The organism is Saccharothrix deserti (assembly GCF_009769385.1).
In the GTDB taxonomy this organism is placed as follows: domain Bacteria; phylum Actinomycetota; class Actinomycetes; order Mycobacteriales; family Pseudonocardiaceae; genus Actinosynnema; species Actinosynnema deserti.
Genome location: NZ_VKAB01000024.1, coordinates 74196 through 92068, shown reverse-complemented (window position 1 = coordinate 92068; position 17873 = coordinate 74196). Strand labels below are relative to the sequence as shown.

Below are 17873 nucleotides of genomic sequence, written 5' to 3'. Positions count from 1 at the left end.
CCGCACCCGCGCCGAAACGATTCAGACGACCCGACCACCTATGATGGCAGAGTCCCGGCTACTCGAGACGCAGGATGGTCTCTTCGGTTTCGGCTTTCCGCGCGGATGCGTAGGAGACCTCGGTGCCGACCACCGTGAAGCCCGCCTTGCGCAGGACTCGGAGCGATCCGAGGTTGTCGCTGGCGGCGCGGGCGTGCAGCGGCCGGACCGGGACCACGTCGAGGAACAGGGCGAGGGCGCGACCGGCGATCCCCTGTCCCCAGGCCGAACGGTCGATCCAGTAGGTGACCTCGGTGTCACCCTCGACGACGAAGCTCCCGATGCTGCCGACGAGTCGCCCGTCGCGGGTCACCGCGCGAACGGTGGTGCCGTCGGTGGTCCTCACCTTCGCCATGTGGGCGTCGAACGCTTCGCGGTCGTCGGGGTCCTCGGCGGTGAAAGCGGCCATCAGGACCGCCTCGGGGTCGCGCATCTGCTCGAACAGCGCGTCGAGGTCGGAATCCTCGATCGGCCGCAATGCCACCTCTGCCACTGTTTTCTCCCCCACTGCGCCCCGGCCGGTCCGGTTGGCCAAACCTATCAGCGGGTTGCGGTTGTGTTGCCGGCTCTTGACGGGAAGAGGTCTGACTGCGTAGACATGACTACGCAGTCAGAGCGACTGACCTGGCAAGATCGGCAGAGCGGCCACCGGGAGTTACCATGACGCGACAGCTTGGACGGAGTGGGGACTCCTCTATGCCGCGCAGTGTGGACGTAGCCCGGATGGCAGGGGTCTCGCAGAAGACCGTGTCCAGGGTCTTCAACGACGAGCCGTACGTCTCCGTCGAAGTCCGCCGCCGCGTCCTCGAAGCCGCCGAAGCCCTCGGCTACCGCCTGAACAACGCGGCACGGGCGCTCGCCTCCGGACGAACCCGGTCCATCGGCGTGGTGACGCTCGGTACCGCTTTGTACGGGCCCGTGTCCCTGCTCATGGGCATAGAGCGGGCCGCACGGAACACGGGTTACGCGATCCGCGTGGTCAACACGGTCGAGGGCGACCCGGCAGGCGCCGCCGGCGCCGTGGACTCGCTCCTCGACCAGGGCGTGGACGGCATCGTCATCTCCGAGCCGATCGACGAGGGGCCGGCCTCCACCCGCGTCGACGTGCCCGTCCTCGTCCTCGGTGCGCCGCCGTCGTTCGCCGCCCCCCGGGTGGTGACCGCCGGGGTCAGCTCCGACCTGATGGCACGGGTGGCCACCGAGCACCTGCTGGATCTGGGCCACGCGACCGTCCACCACGTCGCCGGTCCGCAGCGGTGGTACGCCGCCAGGGATCGGCTGGAGGGGTGGCGGGCCGCGTTGGCGGCACGCGGCCTCGATCAACCGCCGGTCGTCGAGGGCGACTGGTCGGCCGCGTCCGGCTACGCCGCGGGCCGCGAGCTGGCCGCCGATCCTGTCGTGACCGCGGTGTTCGCCGCGAACGACGACATGGCGATCGGCGTGATCCGCGCGCTGCTGGAAGCCGGCCGGCGGGTGCCGGACGACGTCAGCGTCGTCGGTTTCGACGACATCCCGCTCTCGGCCTTCGTCACCCCTCCCCTGACCACCGTGCGCCAGCCGTTCGACGCCGTGGCCGAGGAAGGGCTCAACCTCCTCGTGCACGCCATCGAGAAGCCGGAGGCGGATCCGCCGCCGGCGATCGACCAACCGGTCGACCTGATCGTCCGTTCCTCGACCGCGCCACCACCGCCCCGGACGACCCCGGCACGCGGGCGGCGCACGCCGAGCTCGAACAGGGGGTTATCCCGCTAGCACTGGTCGGCGTCGATCACCCGAGCGAGACGCCGACCACGTGATCCCGAAGCCGGTCCCCACACCGGCCGTGCAGACGTGCCGAACACCCGAGTCGCCACGTCCCCCTCTTCGCATCCGCACCGCATCCGCCTGCACGCCACCGCTTCGCGTGCCGGTCACGCTTCCCTGTCGACGGGAGTTCAGCCATGCCCGAATCCGTACCCGGCCACCCCTTGGTGAGCCGTCGATTCTTCCTCGCCGCGGCGGGAGCGGTGTCGTTGAGCGCCGCGCTGGCCGCGTGCGGCGCCGACACCGGCTCCACCGCCGCCGCGGGTCCCGTCAGCCAGGCCGACATCGACAAGGCGATGTCCACCCCGACCGAGCTGACGTTCTGGACCTGGGTCCCGGACATCGACCAGGAAGTCGCGCTGTTCCAGAAGAAGTACCCGGCCATCAAGGTCAACGTCGTCAACGCCGGTCGCGGCACGCCGGAGTACACGAAGCTGCGCACGGCGCTCCAGGCCGGCACGGGCGCCCCCGACGTCGCGCAGGTCGAGTACCAGTACATCCCGACGTTCACGATCATGGACAGCCTGCTGGACTTGCGGCCGTACGGCGCGTCGGCGCTCAAGGACAAGTTCGTCGACTGGACGTGGGGGCAGGTCACCGGCCCCAACGGCGAGATCTGGGCGATCCCGCAGGACACCGGTCCGATGGGGATGTTGTACCGGCAGGACATCTTCGACCAGTACGGGATCCAGCCGCCGAAGACGTGGGACGAGTTCGCCGACGCGGCGCGCAAGCTCCACGCGGCCAACCCGGAGATCTACCTGACCAACCTCTCGACCAGCGACGCGGCCCCGTGGCACGGCCTGCTGTGGCAGGCGGGCGCCAAGCCGTACGTGACCTCGGGCAAGAGCGACATCGCCATCAGCGTCAACGACGAGGCGTCCAAGAAGCTGGCGCGCTACTGGGGAGGGCTCGCCCAGGAAGGCGTCATCGGCGCGGAGCCGGACTTCACCGACGCGTGGTTCGCCGCGCTGAACAACGGCAAGTACGCCACCTGGATCACCGCGGCGTGGGGGCCGGTGTTCCTCGCCGGTTCCGCGAAGTCCACCACGGGCAAGTGGCGGGCCGCGCCGCTGCCGCAGTGGGACGCGTCCGCGCCCAGCTCGGGCAACTGGGGCGGCTCGACCAGCGCGGTCATCAAGACCACGGCGAACCCCATCGCGGCGGCGGTGTTCGCGCAGTTCCTCAACAGCGACCCGGAGAGCGCGAAGCTGTTCGCCACCAAGCAGTTCTTCTTCCCGGCGACGAAGGCGCTCCTCTCGGACCCGAGCTACGTCGGTGACGCGCCGGAGTTCTTCGGCGGGCAGCAGGTGAACCAGGTGTTCGCCGACATCGGCACCACGGTCAACCCCACGTTCGGGTGGCCGCCGTTCCTCGACCAGGTGGTGACGGACTGGACCGAGACGGTCGGCAAGTCCCTCGCGGGCAAGGCGGACACCGTCGCGGCGCTCGACCAGTGGCAGTCGCGGATCACCACGTTCGCCAAGGACCAGGGCTTCACCGTCAAGGGTTCGTGACGGCCGGCGGGTCCCGCGCCGGCGCGGGACCCGCCACCGGACAGTTCCGACCGCAGAAAGGCCCCCGATGACCGCCACAACCGCGGCGTCCTATGAGGACTCACAGCGAGCGGCCGCGACCCGTCACCGGCGCGTCGGCGCGCGCAACGGTGCGACGGGGGCGCTGTTCGCCGCCCCGTTCCTGGTGCTCTTCCTCGTGCTCTTCCTGGCTCCGCTCGGCTACGCCGCCTACCTCAGCCTGTTCCAGACCAAGATCGTCGGCGGGACGACGTTCGTCGGGCTGGACAACTACCTGAAGGCCGTCCAGGACCCGCTCCTCGTCCGAGGGGTCGTCCGGGTGGCGACGTTCTTCGTGATCCAGGTTCCCGTGATGCTGCTGCTGGCGCTGCTCTTCGCGCTGGCGCTCGACAGCGGCCTGGTGCGGCTCGCCCGCGTGGTGCGGCTGGGCATCTTCGTCCCGTACGCCGTCCCGAGCGTGGTCGCCTCGCTCATGTGGGGGTACCTCTACGGGCCGGACTACGGGCCGTTCGCCCAGCTGAGCCGGGCGTTCGACCTGCCGGTGCCGCGCTTCCTCAGCGAGGGCTGGATGCTCGGGAGCCTGGCGAACGTGGTGACGTGGGAGTTCGTCGGCTACAACATGATCATCCTGTACGCGGCGTTGCGCGCCATTCCCGGGGACCTCTACGAGGCGGCGGCGGTGGACGGGGCCGGCGCGTGGCGGATCGCCTGGTCCATCAAGCTCCCCGCGTTGAGGCCGGCGCTCCTGCTCGCCCTGATGTTCTCGGTGATCGGCAGCTTCCAGCTGTTCAACGAGCCGAACCTGTTGCAGCGCATCGCCCCGGACGTCATCGACAGCGCCTACACCGCGAACCTCTACGCCTACACGCTCGCCTTCACCGGCCAGCAGACCAACTACGCGGCCGCGGTGTCCTTCCTGCTCGGGCTGGTCATCGTGATCGTCTCCTACGCCGTCCTGCTCACCGCGAACCGCAGGAGGACACCGTGACCCGTCGGCGCAGCACCCCGTTGACGATCGCCATGCTGGCCGCGCTCGCGTACTTCCTGCTGCCGCTGTTCTGGCTGGTCGTCGCCTCGACCAAGAGCACCGAGGACCTGTTCACGACGTTCGGGCTGTGGTTCTCGGACTCCCCGCGACTGTTCACGAACATCTACGGGACGTTGACCCACGACGGCGGCATCTTCGCGCACTGGATGCTCAACACCGTCGTCTACGCCGTGGTCAGCGCGCTCGGGGCCGCACTCCTGGCCGCCGCCGCGGGGTACGGGTTCGCCAAGTTCCGGTTCCGCGGTCACAGCGCCGCGTTCAACGCGGTGCTCGGCGCGATCATGGTCCCGACCACCGCCCTGGCGATCCCGACCTACCTGCTCTTCGCGCAGGTGGGCCTGGTCAACACCCCGTGGGCCGTCATCCTGCCCTCGCTGGTCAGCCCCTTCGGCTTCTACCTCATGCGCGTCTACGCGCAGGACGCCGTGCCGGACAGCATCCTGGAGGCCGCCCGCCTCGACGGGGCGAGCGAGGTCCGGATCTTCTTCCGGATCGTCATGCGGCTGCTGGCACCGGGCCTGGTGACGGTCGTGCTCTTCACGCTCGTCGCGACCTGGAACAACTACCTGCTCCCGCTCATCATGCTCAACGACCCGAGCCTGTACCCCGTCACGGTCGGGCTCGCCTCCTGGGGTTCCCAGGCCGTCGGAGGCGGGTCCGGTGCGAACAGCGACATGCTCGCGCTCCTCCTGACGGGCTCCACGCTCTCGGTCGTCCCGCTCGTCGTGGCCTTCCTCCTGCTCCAGCGGTACTGGCAGAGCGGTCTGGCCACCGGTGGCGTCAAGGGCTGACGCGCCCCCACATCGATCCCCTTCGGAGGTTCCCCCATGGCGGTTCTGCCCGCCCGCGTTCTCTTCGGCGCCGCCTACTACCACGAGTACCAACCGTACGAACGGCTCAAGACCGACCTCGACCTGATGGTCGACGCGCGCTTCACGGTCATCCGGGTCGGCGAGTCGGTCTGGTCGACCTGGGAGCCGGAGAACGGGCGCTTCGACCTCGACTGGCTCCAGCCGGTGCTCGACGGCGCCCACGCCCGCGGGATCTCGGTCATCCTCGGGACGCCCACCTACGCGGTGCCGCCGTGGCTGGCCCGGCTCTACCCGGAGATCACGGGTGAGCGGGCCACCGGGCAGCGCATCGGCTGGGGCGCCCGCCAGGAGGTCGACTTCACCCACCCCGCGTTCCGGTTCCACGCCGAGCGGGTGATCCGCGAGATCGTCGGCCGGTACGCCGGGCACCCGTCGGTCATCGGGTTCCAGGTGGACAACGAGCCGGGCAACGAACTGCTGCACAACCACGGCGTCTTCCAGCGTTTCGTGGACCACCTGCGCGACACCTACGGCGACGTCGAGACGCTCAACCAGGAGTGGGGCCTGGTCTACTGGTCGCACCGCCTCTCCACGTGGGCCGACCTGTGGACGCCGGACGGCAACTTCCAGCCCCAGTACGACGTCGCGTGGCGGGAGTTCCAGGCGCGCCAGACGACCGAGTTCATCGGGTGGCAGGCCGACATCGTCCGCGAGTACGCGAGCCCCGACCAGTTCGTCACCACGTGCATCTCCTACACCCGGCCCGCCGTGGAGGACGACGAGCTGACCGACCGGCTCGACATCGCCACCGGCAACCCGTACTACGACATGCAGGACGGTCTCGCGCTGCCCGACCGGACGCCCGACGACTTCGAGCAGAAGTGGAAGACCACCGGCGTCTGGGCGCTGCACCAGACCGCGGACTGGATGTTCTCCTCGCGCCAGGAACCGTTCCTGGTCACCGAGACCAACGCCCAGTCCATCGGTTTCGCGTGGGACAACCGCCCCGCCTTCGACGGCCAGTGGCGGCAGGCCGCGTGGGCGCTCGTCTCACGCGGGGCGCGGATGATCGAGTACTGGCACTGGCACACGCTGCACTTCGGCGCGGAGACGTACTGGGGCGGGATCCTGCCGCACAGCGGTCAGCCTGGCCGGACCTACGCGGAGCTGGCCCGCCTGGGTGCCGAGTTCGACACCGCAGGCCCGCTCGTCGCCGGGCTCGAACCGGACGCCGACATCACGATGGTCTACTCGACGCCGAGCAAGTGGCTCATGCAGAAGTACCCGCCGTTGTCGACGCCCGACGGCGGCCCCGATCCCGCCTCCTACCACCGGATCTTCGACCCCTTCTACCGCGGCGCCTTCGACGCGGGCCGCCAGGTGCGGATCGTCCACGCCCGGCAGTTGCACGACCCGCGCGGTGAGCGGGAGGGCATGACGCCGGAAGAGGCCGTGCGCCGCCACCCCGTCCTCGTCGCCGCGGCGCTGTACATGGTGGACGACGCGACGGTCGACTGGCTCGCCGCCTACGCCGAGGCGGGCGGCCACCTGGTCCTCGGTCCGCGGACCGCGTACGCCGATCACGAGGCCCGCGCGCGCCACGAGCCGGCACCGGGACGCCTGGTCGACGCCGCGGGCGTCCGCTACGACGAGTTCAGCAACCTGCGTCGCGAAGTCCCGGTTCGTGCCGTGCCCGACGGCCCGTTCGGGCTGCCGGAGAACGCGACGGCGACGCAGTGGGCCGACGGCCTCACCGTGGTCGACGCCGACGTGCTGGTGGAGTACGACCACCCGCACTTCGGTCGCTGGCCGGCCGTCACGACCCGCCGTCACGGCGAGGGCCGCGTGACCTACGTCGGCACGGTGCCCGGACGTGACCTCGCGCGGGCACTGGCCGGGTGGATGGCACCTGCCGCCGTGAGCGGGTGGCGGGACCTCCCGGCGTCCGTCACCGCGACGACCGGCACGTCCCCGGACGGACGCCGCGTCCACGTGGTGCACAACTGGAACTGGGAGCCCGTGCGCGTCGAGGCCCCCGTGGAGCTGTCCGACGTCCTGGACGGCGGTTCCGTCCCCGCAGGCACGGCACTCGACCTCGGCCCGTGGGACGTGCGCGTGTTCGTCGCCGCCGAGGTCGGCTGACCCCTGACATCGGTTCCGATCGAGTAAGGAGCAGACAATGAAGTCGCTGCAGAAGCCAAGGGCGTGGTTGCTCGCGGTGCTGCTCGCATTGGTCGGCAGCATGTTGACGGTGGTCCCGGCTCAGGCCTACGGCCCGTCGGTGCTGGTGTCGCCGTCGGGATCGTGCACCCGCCCGTACTGCTTCACCTACGCCAAATCGGTGCAACTGCCCAGCGGCAGGCTCGTCGCCACGTACGAGGACAACAACCAGCCGCTGGAGAACATGACGTTCCCGATCTGGACGAGCACCGACAACGGTGCGTCGTGGGCGCGGACGTCATCGGTCGCGGACACGTCACCGCGCCGGTGGGGCAACTGGACCAACCCGCACCTCTACGTGCTGCCGCAGCAGATCGGCACGATGCCGGCGGGCACCCTGCTGCTGGCCGGCATCTCCTCGCCGCCCGACCGGTCGGCCACCGCGGTCCAGCTCTACCGGAGCAACAACGAGGGTCAGACCTGGTCGTGGGTCAGTGAGGTGGCGCTCGGCGGCGGCCAGTGGGGCAGCGCGAACCCCACGCCGATCTGGGAGCCGTACATGCTCGTGGCCAACAACCGGCTGATCGTGTACTACTCCGACGAACGCGACAAGGCGGACCACGACCAGAAGATCGTGCACCAGACCTCGACGAACGGCGTCAACTGGGGCCCGGTGGTCGAGGACGTGGCGATGGCGGACCGCGCCCTGCGTCCGGGCATGCCGATCGTGACGCGCATGGCCAACGGCCAGTACCTCATGGTGTTCGAAATGGTCGGGCAGTCCAACACGCCCAACAACTTCAAGATCTCGGCGAACCCGGAATCGTGGAACTCCGGCAACGGCGGGACGACGATCGACCACGGCGGCAGCCCCATGGTCATCACGCTGCCGAACGGGCGTCTGGTCTACAACTCGTACGGCTCGACGGACGTCCGGGTCAACACGAACAACGGCGCTGGTGCGTGGACACCGATGCGCACCCTCATGCCGCAGGGCTACAGCCGCATGTTGCAGTACGTGGCCGGCACCGGTCGGGTGCTGATCCTGTCGGTGGACGGGTTCTGGACCGACACGCCGAACACCGTCCGCTACGGCGACGTGGACCTCGGCCACTCCGCCGGTCCGTACTACAAGCTCGTCAACCGGCGCAGCGGAAAGGCACTGGACGCCTACCAGGCGGACCTCCGGGACGGGGCGAACCTGGTGCAGTGGGCCGACAACGGCGGCGCGAACCAGCACTGGCACGTGACCGATGTCGGCGGCGGGTACCGGACCCTGTTCAACCGGAACAGCGGCCGGGTCCTGTCGGTCTGGGAAACCAGCACCGCCGACGGTGCGCGAGCCGTGCAGTGGGTCGAGAACTACGGCGGCGACCAGCAGTGGCAACTCGTCCCGGTCGGGTCGTACTACAAGATCGTGGCCCGGCACAGCGGCAAGGTCCTGTCGGTCCTCGGCGGTTCGACCGCGGACGGCGCCCAGGTCGTGCAATGGGCTGACACGGGATCACTCGACCAGCAGTGGCAGCTCGTGCAGATCTGACACCTCGCTCAGGCAGGAAGCCCGGTCCTCGATCTCGAGGGCCGGGCTTCCTGGTGCTTCGAACGTCTCCGTGATCGCGGTCAGCGGGTCGCGGGGCCGGTCCAGCCGGTGGGGACGTGGCCGATGCGGACTCGCTGCGGGTGGTCGCCCACCGGTACCGAGACCAGTTTGCGGCCGGTGGCGAAGTCGATCGCGGTGACCTGGTCGGAGCCGCTCTCGGAGATGACGCAGCTGCGGCCGTCGCCGCTGACGGTCGCCCAGTACGGCTTGGAGGCGGTCACCGGCGGGGCTTCGCGCAGGGTCGCCCGGTCGATGATCACGGCGTAGTCGTCCATCGTCCCGGCGATGCACAGCTTGTCGCCGGCCGGGCTCATCGACATGCCGTGGTGGCGGGAGTCGTTGACCCAGGTGGTGCGGTCCGGGCTGGTGTTCGGGTTCTTCGGCAGCTCCTTGACGCGCGTGATGCGGTCGGTGGCGACGTCGTACTCCAGGAAGCCGTGGAAGAACGACACCTGGAAGTACAGCTTGGACTCATCGGGTGTGAACGCCACGGGCCGCACCGAGTCGGACAGGTCCGAGCGGCCGAACGCGTCCAGGCGCTGCCTCATGTCGATCACCTTCACCTGCTGGAAGGTGGCGGCGTCGACGACGGTGATGCGGCGGTCGCCCTTGGTGAAGTCCATGGCGGGGTCGTCGAGCGCGGTGTTGACCTCGCCGATCGACATGTTCCACAGGTACCGGCCGCCGTTGGTGAACACGTTCTCGTGCGGCTTGTCGCCGGTGCCGAACGAGCCGACCTCGCGGCCGGTCTCGATGTCGAGCACGTGCACCGTGTTGGACGTCGAGGCGGACACCGCGACCCGGCGCCCGTCCGGGGAGACGGCCATGTGGTCGGAGCGGAAGCCCGACACCGGGAAGCGCCACTTGACCCGGCCGGTGGCGAGGTCGATGGACACCACGTCGGCGAAGCTGGGCCGGGACGCGACCACGGCACTGCCGTCCGGGGTGGTGTACATGTCGTCGACGAACTGGTCGTGGCCCTCACCGGGGCCGGACCGGATGCCGAGGAAGAACGCCAGCTTGATCGGGTTGAGGTAGATCTCCCAGAGCCGCTCTTCCTTGTCCGGGATGATGTTCACCCGGGCGATGCGGGCGAAGTTGCCGCTGGAGGCGATGACGTCGGCGGTGCCGTCCCAGTTGTTGCCGACGAACATCACCTCGCGCAGCGCGGCGCCCGACGGCGGGGCGGCGACCGCGGCAGGGGCAGCGGTGGCGACCAGGGCGCAGGTGGCGACGACGCCGAGCAGACGCGCGGTGCGGGCGCGCTTCCGCCCTTTCGAAACGGATTTCTTGCTCACGAGAGCTCCAAATCGGTACGGATATCTGTCACGTCCGTGCAGGGTCGATTCGTCCACGCCGGCCCGAGAGCGCCACCGATGACGTTCGACGCCGAGTCGCGAGCGAGCTGTTACCGTTCAGTAGCAATAGATACCGGTTCGCGACGCGTCGGCGGTAGGGGCCGATGGCCAACGAGTCGGGGTGCCCGTTATGCCACTGCCACAACGTCGGACGCGAGGAGGGGTCGTGTCGACAGCGCAAGACAGCGGTCGCCTGCTCGGACAGGTGCTCAGGGGCATGGCCACCGACGGCCGCGTGGTCGACGAGCTGGTCCGGGCCGCCCGCAGCCACTCCCCCGAGGTCGCCACCCTGCCGGAAGCGGAGAACCGCCGGCACGTCGAGGTCCTGCTCGCCACCGGGCTGGACTTCTTCGAACGGTCCGGTGAACCCGACGAACAGGACTTCGAGGCCGCCGAGACGCTGGGCGCCGACCGCGCGGCGCAGGGCATCGCCATCGACAGCCTGCTGCGCGGTGTGCAGGCGGGCCGCACCCAGGCCATGCGGATCGCCATCGCCCGGAGCCGGGCCGCGGGTGTGCCCGACGAGGTGATCCTGGAGGGGATGGTCGAGCTCGACCGCTACACCGGCGCCCTGGAACGCCACGTCATCAACGGCTACCACACCGCCGAGCTCGAACTGTCGCGCACCAACCGGGACGTCAACACGCACCTGCTGCGGCGGCTGCTCCTGCACGGCGACGGCACGCCGCCGGAGCCCGAGGAGGTGCGCCGCGCCGGCCTGTCGTCCGACGGGCTCTACCACTGCCTGGTCTCCGACGTCACGCAGCCGGACCAGGCGCGCGCCCTGGAGCAACGCCTGCTGGGCTGCGGCGGCGTCTACGGCTTGGTGGAGGGACGCCTGACCGGACTGGCCGCACGCCTACCGACCACGGCCGACGTCGCCCCGGACGCCCTGCTGGTGGCGGCGCCCGCCGTCGGGCTCGCGGTCATGCGCGACGTCCACCCGCTGTGCGTGGCGGCCCTGAGGATCGCGAGCCGATCGGGCCTGCGGGGCGTGCACGACCTGACCGACCTGTCCGGCGAGGTCGCGCTGGCCTCCCAGCCCGTGCTCGCCGACCTGCTGCGCGGCACGCTCGTCGGCCTCGACCACGACGACGACTTCCACCGCGAACTGGTCTCCACGGCCCTGGTCTACCTCGACCACGGACAGCGCCTCGGCCACACGGCGACCGCACTGCACGTGCACCCCAACACCGTCCGGTACCGGCTCGACCGGCTCGCGGAGATCACCGGCACACCGTGGGACGACAGCACCGCGGAGAACCCGTCGACCGTCCTGGCCACGTTGCGCCATTGGTGGGCTTTGCGCCATTGGCTCGATCACCGGGCACCGCGCCTGTGACAGGTTCACGCCGGGGTCGGCCTGCCCCGCTGGATCGGGAAAGCGGCGTTGCCCAGGCCCGGAGGTGACGGCTCGGGTGTGATCGTCGCCGGCGGGAACGGCGCTTCGGCGGTCGTGCCGAAGGTGTCGGTGGCCGGCGTCGACATCGTGAAGAACGGCTTGAACGCCGCCCCTGTCGCCGCCGTGCCGATGTAGTCGCCGACGAAGAAGCCGCGGGCGAACGGCGCCTGGCGCATGTCGAAGGAGGACGGGCTCACCCGCTCCTCGCTCCACGTCGCGCCGCCGTCGCTCGACCTCAGGGACCACACGTCCGTGTCGAGGGACTCACTCGCGATCGTGTCGTTGCGGAAGTCGTAGTGGGTGACCGAGATGTTGCCGGCGTCGTCCACCTCGACGGCAGGGGTGAACGCCTGCGTCGAGGACACCGCGTTGATCCGGACCGGTGACGACCAGGTGCGGCCACCGTCGGTCGACTTCGCGAACGCGATCTGGTCGCGCTGGAACCCGCTCCACCGGGCGTCCTGCCACACCAGGTACACCTCGTCGTGGCCCGGCCGCTCGTCGGTGGCGATCGACGGGATGATGTCGCCCGTGCGGACCGGCGTGCCGTCACGCGGGTCCACGACGCCGACCGTGCCCAGGCGGCTCACCGGGATCTCGCCGGTCCAACTCGCACCCCTGTCGGACGAGCGCAGGACGGACACCGTGGCGCCCTGCCTGCCCACCGCGTTGTCGTTGCGGAACACGGTCATGGCGTTGACGAGGTCGCCCTGGCCGGTGACCGAGATCTGGTTGCCGATGGTCTGGTCGTTCTGGCCGGGGTCGAAGATGTTGCGGGCCGGTTCCCACGTCGCGCCGCCGTCGGTGGTCCGGGTGAAGTACGTCGGGCCGCGGAACGCCGCCGCGGTCGTGTGCGAGACGCCACTGGCGCGTTCGTTCGGGAACACGAGCCGGTCCCACACCGCGTAGACGTTGTTCGCGTCGTGCGGGTCGGCGGTCATCGAGTTCTTGTCGTTGAACACGCTGGGGTCGGTGTCCCGGATCAGTTCCTTCGGCGGGCCCCAGGTCAGACCGCCGTCGGTGGATTCGCTCACCAGCATGGCGTTGGCGAGGTCGCGGGTGTCGTTGAACGACAGGCTCATCTGGTAGGCGTGGCCGTCGACGCCGAACGTGACCCACGGGTCGGTCGCGCGTTCGTAGTCGCCGACACTGCCCGGCGCCGCGCCCGCGCAGCGGGAGAACGTGGGCAGGGTCCCGACGCCCAGCTGCGTCCACGTCGCGCCGCCGTCATCGGACACGCTCGTGCCGAGGCCGTTGGCGCCGCCGGTCGAGATGCGGTCCTGCTGGTACACGCCGATCAGGCGTTCGGGGTCGATCGGGCTGACATCGACCCACGGTTCCACTTCGGAATCGCGGTACGTCACGCCACCCTGGGGCGCGCCGTTGCAGTTCGGCGCGAAAGTGCCGGGCCCGCTCGCCTGGCTCAGCGGCCCCACCGCCGCCGATGCCGACGCGCCCACCGCGATGGTGAACAGGCCCACTGTCGTCATGATCGCTGCTGGATGGCGCAGAGACATGATCCAACCGCCTTCCCGTTTCGCCCCTTCGGGAGGTCGAACGGCCTGTGACCTGCGTTACACGGAAATGCGCACAGTGAAATGCCGGCCACGTTGGGCTGCCGCGATCGGCCGGGTGCCGGCCGACGTGCGGTCAGGTGCGGTCAGGTGGCCGTCTCCCGGAGCTGCACGGCGTCGTCGCGCACGGGTGCGCCCGCGGGCGCGGCGGCTTCCCTCCGAGGTCGCGGTGCCGCCGTGGCGCCGATCTGGTACGCCACGGTTGCAGATCGCTGCGCCCGTCGACCACGTGCACGTGGCAGTCGATGAGGCCGGGCAGTAGGGTCGTGTCGCCCAGCGCGATCACTTCACCCGACAACGGGACGGGCCCGACCCGGTCCACCGCGACTACCTCGGCGCCTTCCACGAAGATCGCCGTGGGACCGGACGGTCGCTCACTCGTGCCGTCCCAACAACGGTCGGCCAGAACCGTGAAACGCGACAAACCGCCCCCCCCTCTTCGCGCCCTGTGTACCCGTGGCAGGCCGCCGGAACAGTCACGCCCTCTGATTCACTCGGTCGAGCGACTTCCCAGATCCCGCGGGGCACCGATGCGATGCCCGTTCCGGGACGTTAGGTTCGGCGCATGAACGAGACCCCCGACATCAAGCCCCGCAGTCGCGACGTGACCGACGGCCTGGAGCGGACCGCCGCGCGCGGCATGCTCCGGGCGGTCGGCATGGGTGACGACGACTGGGTCAAGCCGCAGATCGGTGTCGCGTCGTCGTGGAACGAGATCACGCCGTGCAACCTGTCACTGGACCGGCTCGCGAAGGCGAGCAAGGACGGCGTGCACGCGGCGGGCGGTTACCCGTTGGAGTTCGGCACGATCTCGGTGTCCGACGGCATCTCGATGGGCCACGAGGGGATGCACTTCTCGCTGGCGTCGCGCGAGGTGATCGCGGACAGCGTGGAGACGGTCATGCAGGCCGAGCGGCTGGACGGGTCGGTGCTGCTCGCGGGCTGTGACAAGTCGCTGCCCGGGATGTTGATGGCAGCCGCCCGGCTGGACCTGGCCAGCGTGTTCCTCTACGCGGGCTCGATCCTGCCCGGCCGGGTCACGCTGACCGACGGCAGCGAGCGCGAGGTCACGATCATCGACGCGTTCGAGGCGGTCGGGGCGTGTGCCCGGGGGCTCATGAGCCGTGAAGACGTCGACCTCATCGAACGGGCCATCTGCCCTGGTGAGGGTGCGTGCGGCGGGATGTACACGGCGAACACGATGGCGAGCGCGGCCGAGGCGTTGGGCATGTCGCTGCCGGGCAGCGCGGCGCCGCCCGCGACGGACCGGCGGCGGGACGGGTTCGCCCGGCGGTCCGGTCAGGCGGTGGTCGAGATGCTGCGCAAGGGCATCACCGCCCGGCAGATCATGACGCGTGAGGCGTTCGAGAACGCGATCGCCGTGGTGATGGCGTTCGGCGGGTCCACCAACGCGGTGCTGCACCTGCTGGCCATCGCGCACGAGGCCGAGGTGGAGCTGAGCCTGGACGACTTCTCCCGGATCGGCGCGAAGGTGCCGCACCTGGCGGACGTGAAGCCGTTCGGCAGGCACGTGATGACCGACGTCGACCGCATCGGCGGCGTGCCCGTGGTGATGAAGGCGCTGCTGGACGCGGGTCTGCTGCACGGCGACTGCCTGACCGTCACCGGCCGCACGGTCGCCGAGAACCTGGCCGACATCGCGCCGCCCGACCCGGACGGCACGGTGCTGCGAGCCATGGGCGAGCCGATCCACCGGACCGGCGGCATCACCATCCTGCGCGGCTCGCTGGCGCCGGACGGCGCGGTGGTGAAGTCGGCCGGGTTCGACTCGGACGTGTTCACCGGCACGGCGCGGGTGTTCGACCGGGAACGCGCGGCGATGGACGCGCTGGAAGACGGCACGATCACGGCGGGCGACGTGGTGGTCATCCGCTACGAGGGCCCGAAGGGCGGGCCGGGGATGCGGGAGATGCTCGCGATCACGGCGGCGATCAAGGGCGCGGGGCTGGGCAAGGACGTCCTGCTGCTCACCGACGGCCGGTTCTCCGGCGGCACGACCGGCCTGTGCGTCGGCCACGTCGCGCCGGAGGCTGCGGACGGCGGGCCGATCGCGTTCGTCCGCGACGGTGACCCGATCTCGCTCAATGTCGCCAACGGCACGTTGGACATCGGTGTCGACCCCGCCGAGTTGGCCGCCCGCCGTGACGGCTGGGAGCCGCTGCCCGCCCGTTACCAGCGCGGTGTGCTGGCGAAGTACGCCAAGCTCGTCGGCTCGGCTTCCAACGGCGCGGTCTGCGGGTAGCTACGCGGTCTGCGGGCAATCATCTGCGGGCGATTAAAGGAGGCGCGGGGCGTCCGGGCGGTGTGTTAGGCACTCCGTCGTGGATCGACAGACACTCAGCACCTTGACGCACGCGGATCACCCGATCGCCGCACCCGTCAACGACCTCACGGTGACGGACCTCCTCGATCGGGCGATCCGTCGGCCGGACGCCCACCTGCTCGACCTGGGCTGTGGTGAGGGCGCTTGGCTCCTGCGCGCGGCGCAGCTGCACGAGGGCATCACCGCAGTGGGCGTGGACATCTCCGATGCGGGGTTCGACCGGACCCGCGCGGAGGCCGACCGGCTCGGCGTGGGCGACCGGCTCGACCTGGTCCAACAGGACGTGGTCGAGTACCGGTCGCCCCGCAAGGCGGACGTGGTGCTCAGCATCGGCGCCGCCTACGCCTTCGGTGAGCTGCTGCCCGCGCTCGCCGCCGCACGCCGCCACCTCGCCGAGGACGGGGTGGTCGTGCTCGGCGACTGCTTCTGGGAGCGCGAGCCGGACCCCGCGCTCCGGGCGGAACTGGAGGACGGCCCGCAGAAGTACGCCGACCTGCCGACCACGGTCGCCCGCGTGGTCGCCGACGGGTGGACGCCGGTGCACGGGCACGTGAGCACCTTGGCGGAGTGGGACGAGTACGAGTGGAGCTGGACCGGCTCGCTGGCCGCCTGGGCGCTCGACCACCCCGACCACCCGGACAGCGGACAGGCGCTGGCCACCTCCGCCGCCCACCGCGACAGCTGGCTCAACGGCTACCGCGGCGTGCTCGGGTTCGTCACCCTCGTGCTCCGGCCCACGCCCTAGACCTCCAGCTCGCGCGGCAGCTCGTCCGGCGCCACCACGAAGTCGAGCCGCCTGATCAGTCCGTTGTGGACGGTTGAGCAGGTGTACTTCGCGGTGGCGCCGACGAGCACGGCGACCCCCGGGCCGCCGTTGACGGTCAGCGGCGACCCGGGGCATCTTGCGGCGCACCCCCACAGTGATCTTCATCGCGTGAAGGCTCCGAACGGACGAAATTCACCCGCTGTGGAAAAAATCTCGCTAGGCTCGATTCAGTGAAAATCCTCTTCTCAAGCCTCAGCGCGCACGGACACACCTATCCCCTGGTGCCGCTCGCGATCGCCGCCAGCGAGCTCGGTCACGATGTCATCTTCGTCAACGGGGAAGCGTTTGCCAACGCGTTAACCGCACGCGGCATCGAGCACGTCACCGGCGGCGTGGACATGCGCGAGGCGTTCGGGATCGCGACCGAGGGCGCCGCGCTGGGCACCCCCCGGGACGTGATGCCGACGCTGATCTCGCAGGTCTTCGGCTCGGTGCTGCCGCGCCGCTTCGCCGACGACGTCGGGCGGGTCATCGCCGACCGCAAGCCCGACCTGGTCGTGCACGAAGTGGGCAACGTCGGCGCGGGCCTGGCCGCGAAGCTCGCGGGCGTGCCGGCGCTGTGCCACTCGTTCGGTCGGATCTGGAAGGGCGACGACCTCGCCGCGGACGTGTGGAAACACCTGGCCGATGTGGCCGCGGACCTCGGCGTCGAGATGACCGACGACGACAACCGGTACATGCTGCTGGGCAACCCCTACATCGACATCTGCCCGCCGTCGGTGCAGGACCGGGAGTTCCTGGCCGCGACGCCGAACCGGATCCCGCTGCGGCCGGTGCCGTTCACCGAGCCGGGCGAACTGCCCGCGTGGGTCCTCGAACACCGTGAACCGCTGGTGTACCTGACGTTGGGCACGGCGTTCGGCGACCCGGGCGTGCTGCGCACCGCGATCGAGGGCCTGGCGACGTTGAACGCGCGGGTGCTCGTGGCCTCCGGGCCGACGGTGGACGTGAACGCGCTCGGTGAGGTGCCGGACAACGTCGTCGTGCTGCCGTGGGTGCCGCAGGCCGACCTGCTGCCGCACACGGACCTCGTGGTGCACCACGGCGGGAGTGGCACGACGATGGGGTCGTTCGGCGCGGGCGTGCCGCAACTCCTGCTACCGCAAGGTGCGGACCAGTTCAGCAACGCCGAGATGGTGGTCGGGGGCGGGTTGGGCGACCGGCTGTCGGGTGACGAGATCACCGCCGAAGCGATCGCTGCCAAGGCCCGGCACCTGCTCACCGACGATGCCGTGCTCGGTGCGGCGCGGTCGATCGCCGCCGAGGTGGCCGCCATGCCGTCACCGCACGACGTGGCCCACACGTTGCCCGACTACGCCTGAACCGCTTGTCCGCCTGACCGCGCCCGGGTCGCGCGGTCAGGCGGACACGG

The 17873-nt window shown here is 70.2% G+C and carries 13 protein-coding genes; 10 read left to right on the top strand and 3 right to left on the bottom strand.

Translation table 11 applies throughout. The features are described from left to right. Window positions 1-58: 58 nt before the first annotated feature. Window positions 59-532 carry a GNAT family N-acetyltransferase gene (locus FM051_RS32780; protein ID WP_158850205.1) on the bottom strand — a complete coding sequence of 158 codons (474 nt, stop codon included), beginning with the start codon at window positions 530-532 and terminating at the stop codon, window positions 59-61. Window positions 533-735: 203 nt separating this feature from the next. On the opposite strand from FM051_RS32780, the gene FM051_RS32775 reads away from it, so the two are divergent. The 6 genes from FM051_RS32775 to FM051_RS32750 all read left to right on the top strand — a co-directional run bounded on the left by FM051_RS32775 (window position 736) and on the right by FM051_RS32750 (window position 8937). Further along, window positions 736-1791, top strand: coding sequence for a LacI family DNA-binding transcriptional regulator (locus tag FM051_RS32775; RefSeq protein WP_202919136.1), 1056 nt, complete (start codon window positions 736-738; stop codon window positions 1789-1791). A 188-nt stretch (window positions 1792-1979) separates the two neighbouring features. Further along, window positions 1980-3359, top strand: coding sequence for an ABC transporter substrate-binding protein (locus FM051_RS32770; RefSeq protein ID WP_158850202.1), 1380 nt, complete (start codon window positions 1980-1982; stop codon window positions 3357-3359). A gap of 67 nt (window positions 3360-3426) precedes the next feature. After that, the gene (locus FM051_RS32765) at window positions 3427-4365 is read left to right on the top strand and encodes a carbohydrate ABC transporter permease (RefSeq protein ID WP_158850201.1); all 939 of its coding nucleotides are present in this window, start codon (window positions 3427-3429) and stop codon (window positions 4363-4365) included. A 32-nt stretch (window positions 4366-4397) separates the two neighbouring features. Then, window positions 4398-5216 carry a carbohydrate ABC transporter permease gene (locus tag FM051_RS32760; RefSeq protein WP_158850380.1) on the top strand — a complete coding sequence of 273 codons (819 nt, stop codon included), beginning with the start codon at window positions 4398-4400 and terminating at the stop codon, window positions 5214-5216. A gap of 36 nt (window positions 5217-5252) precedes the next feature. Further along, window positions 5253-7379 carry a beta-galactosidase gene (locus FM051_RS32755; protein WP_158850200.1) on the top strand — a complete coding sequence of 709 codons (2127 nt, stop codon included), beginning with the start codon at window positions 5253-5255 and terminating at the stop codon, window positions 7377-7379. Between the two features lie 37 nt (window positions 7380-7416). After that, window positions 7417-8937 (top strand): RICIN domain-containing protein, encoded by a 1521-nt coding sequence (locus FM051_RS32750; RefSeq protein ID WP_158850199.1) that lies wholly within the window; start codon window positions 7417-7419, stop codon window positions 8935-8937. An 80-nt stretch (window positions 8938-9017) separates the two neighbouring features. On the opposite strand, the gene FM051_RS32745 is transcribed toward FM051_RS32750, so the two are convergent. Then, complete coding sequence (locus FM051_RS32745; protein WP_476655323.1) at window positions 9018-10217, bottom strand: YncE family protein; 1200 nt, start codon at window positions 10215-10217, stop codon at window positions 9018-9020. Window positions 10218-10521: 304 nt separating this feature from the next. Here FM051_RS32745 and FM051_RS32740 point away from each other — a divergent pair, with 304 nt between their 5' ends. Further along, window positions 10522-11697, top strand: coding sequence for a PucR family transcriptional regulator (locus tag FM051_RS32740; protein WP_238412814.1), 1176 nt, complete (start codon window positions 10522-10524; stop codon window positions 11695-11697). Between the two features lie 5 nt (window positions 11698-11702). Here FM051_RS32740 and FM051_RS32735 read toward each other — a convergent pair whose 3' ends face one another. Continuing rightward, window positions 11703-13247 carry a sialidase family protein gene (locus FM051_RS32735; protein ID WP_158850195.1) on the bottom strand — a complete coding sequence of 515 codons (1545 nt, stop codon included), beginning with the start codon at window positions 13245-13247 and terminating at the stop codon, window positions 11703-11705. Window positions 13248-13896: 649 nt separating this feature from the next. On the opposite strand from FM051_RS32735, the gene ilvD reads away from it, so the two are divergent. From ilvD to FM051_RS32720, 3 genes are all read left to right on the top strand, one after another. Beyond that, window positions 13897-15594 carry a dihydroxy-acid dehydratase gene (gene ilvD / locus FM051_RS32730; RefSeq protein WP_158850193.1) on the top strand — a complete coding sequence of 566 codons (1698 nt, stop codon included), beginning with the start codon at window positions 13897-13899 and terminating at the stop codon, window positions 15592-15594. A gap of 103 nt (window positions 15595-15697) precedes the next feature. Further along, window positions 15698-16420: an SAM-dependent methyltransferase gene (locus FM051_RS32725; protein WP_238412813.1), complete on the top strand. Its 723-nt coding sequence runs from the start codon at window positions 15698-15700 to the stop codon at window positions 16418-16420. Window positions 16421-16671: 251 nt separating this feature from the next. Further along, window positions 16672-17823 carry a glycosyltransferase gene (locus tag FM051_RS32720; RefSeq protein WP_158850189.1) on the top strand — a complete coding sequence of 384 codons (1152 nt, stop codon included), beginning with the start codon at window positions 16672-16674 and terminating at the stop codon, window positions 17821-17823. The last annotated feature ends 50 nt before the right edge of the window (window positions 17824-17873 follow it).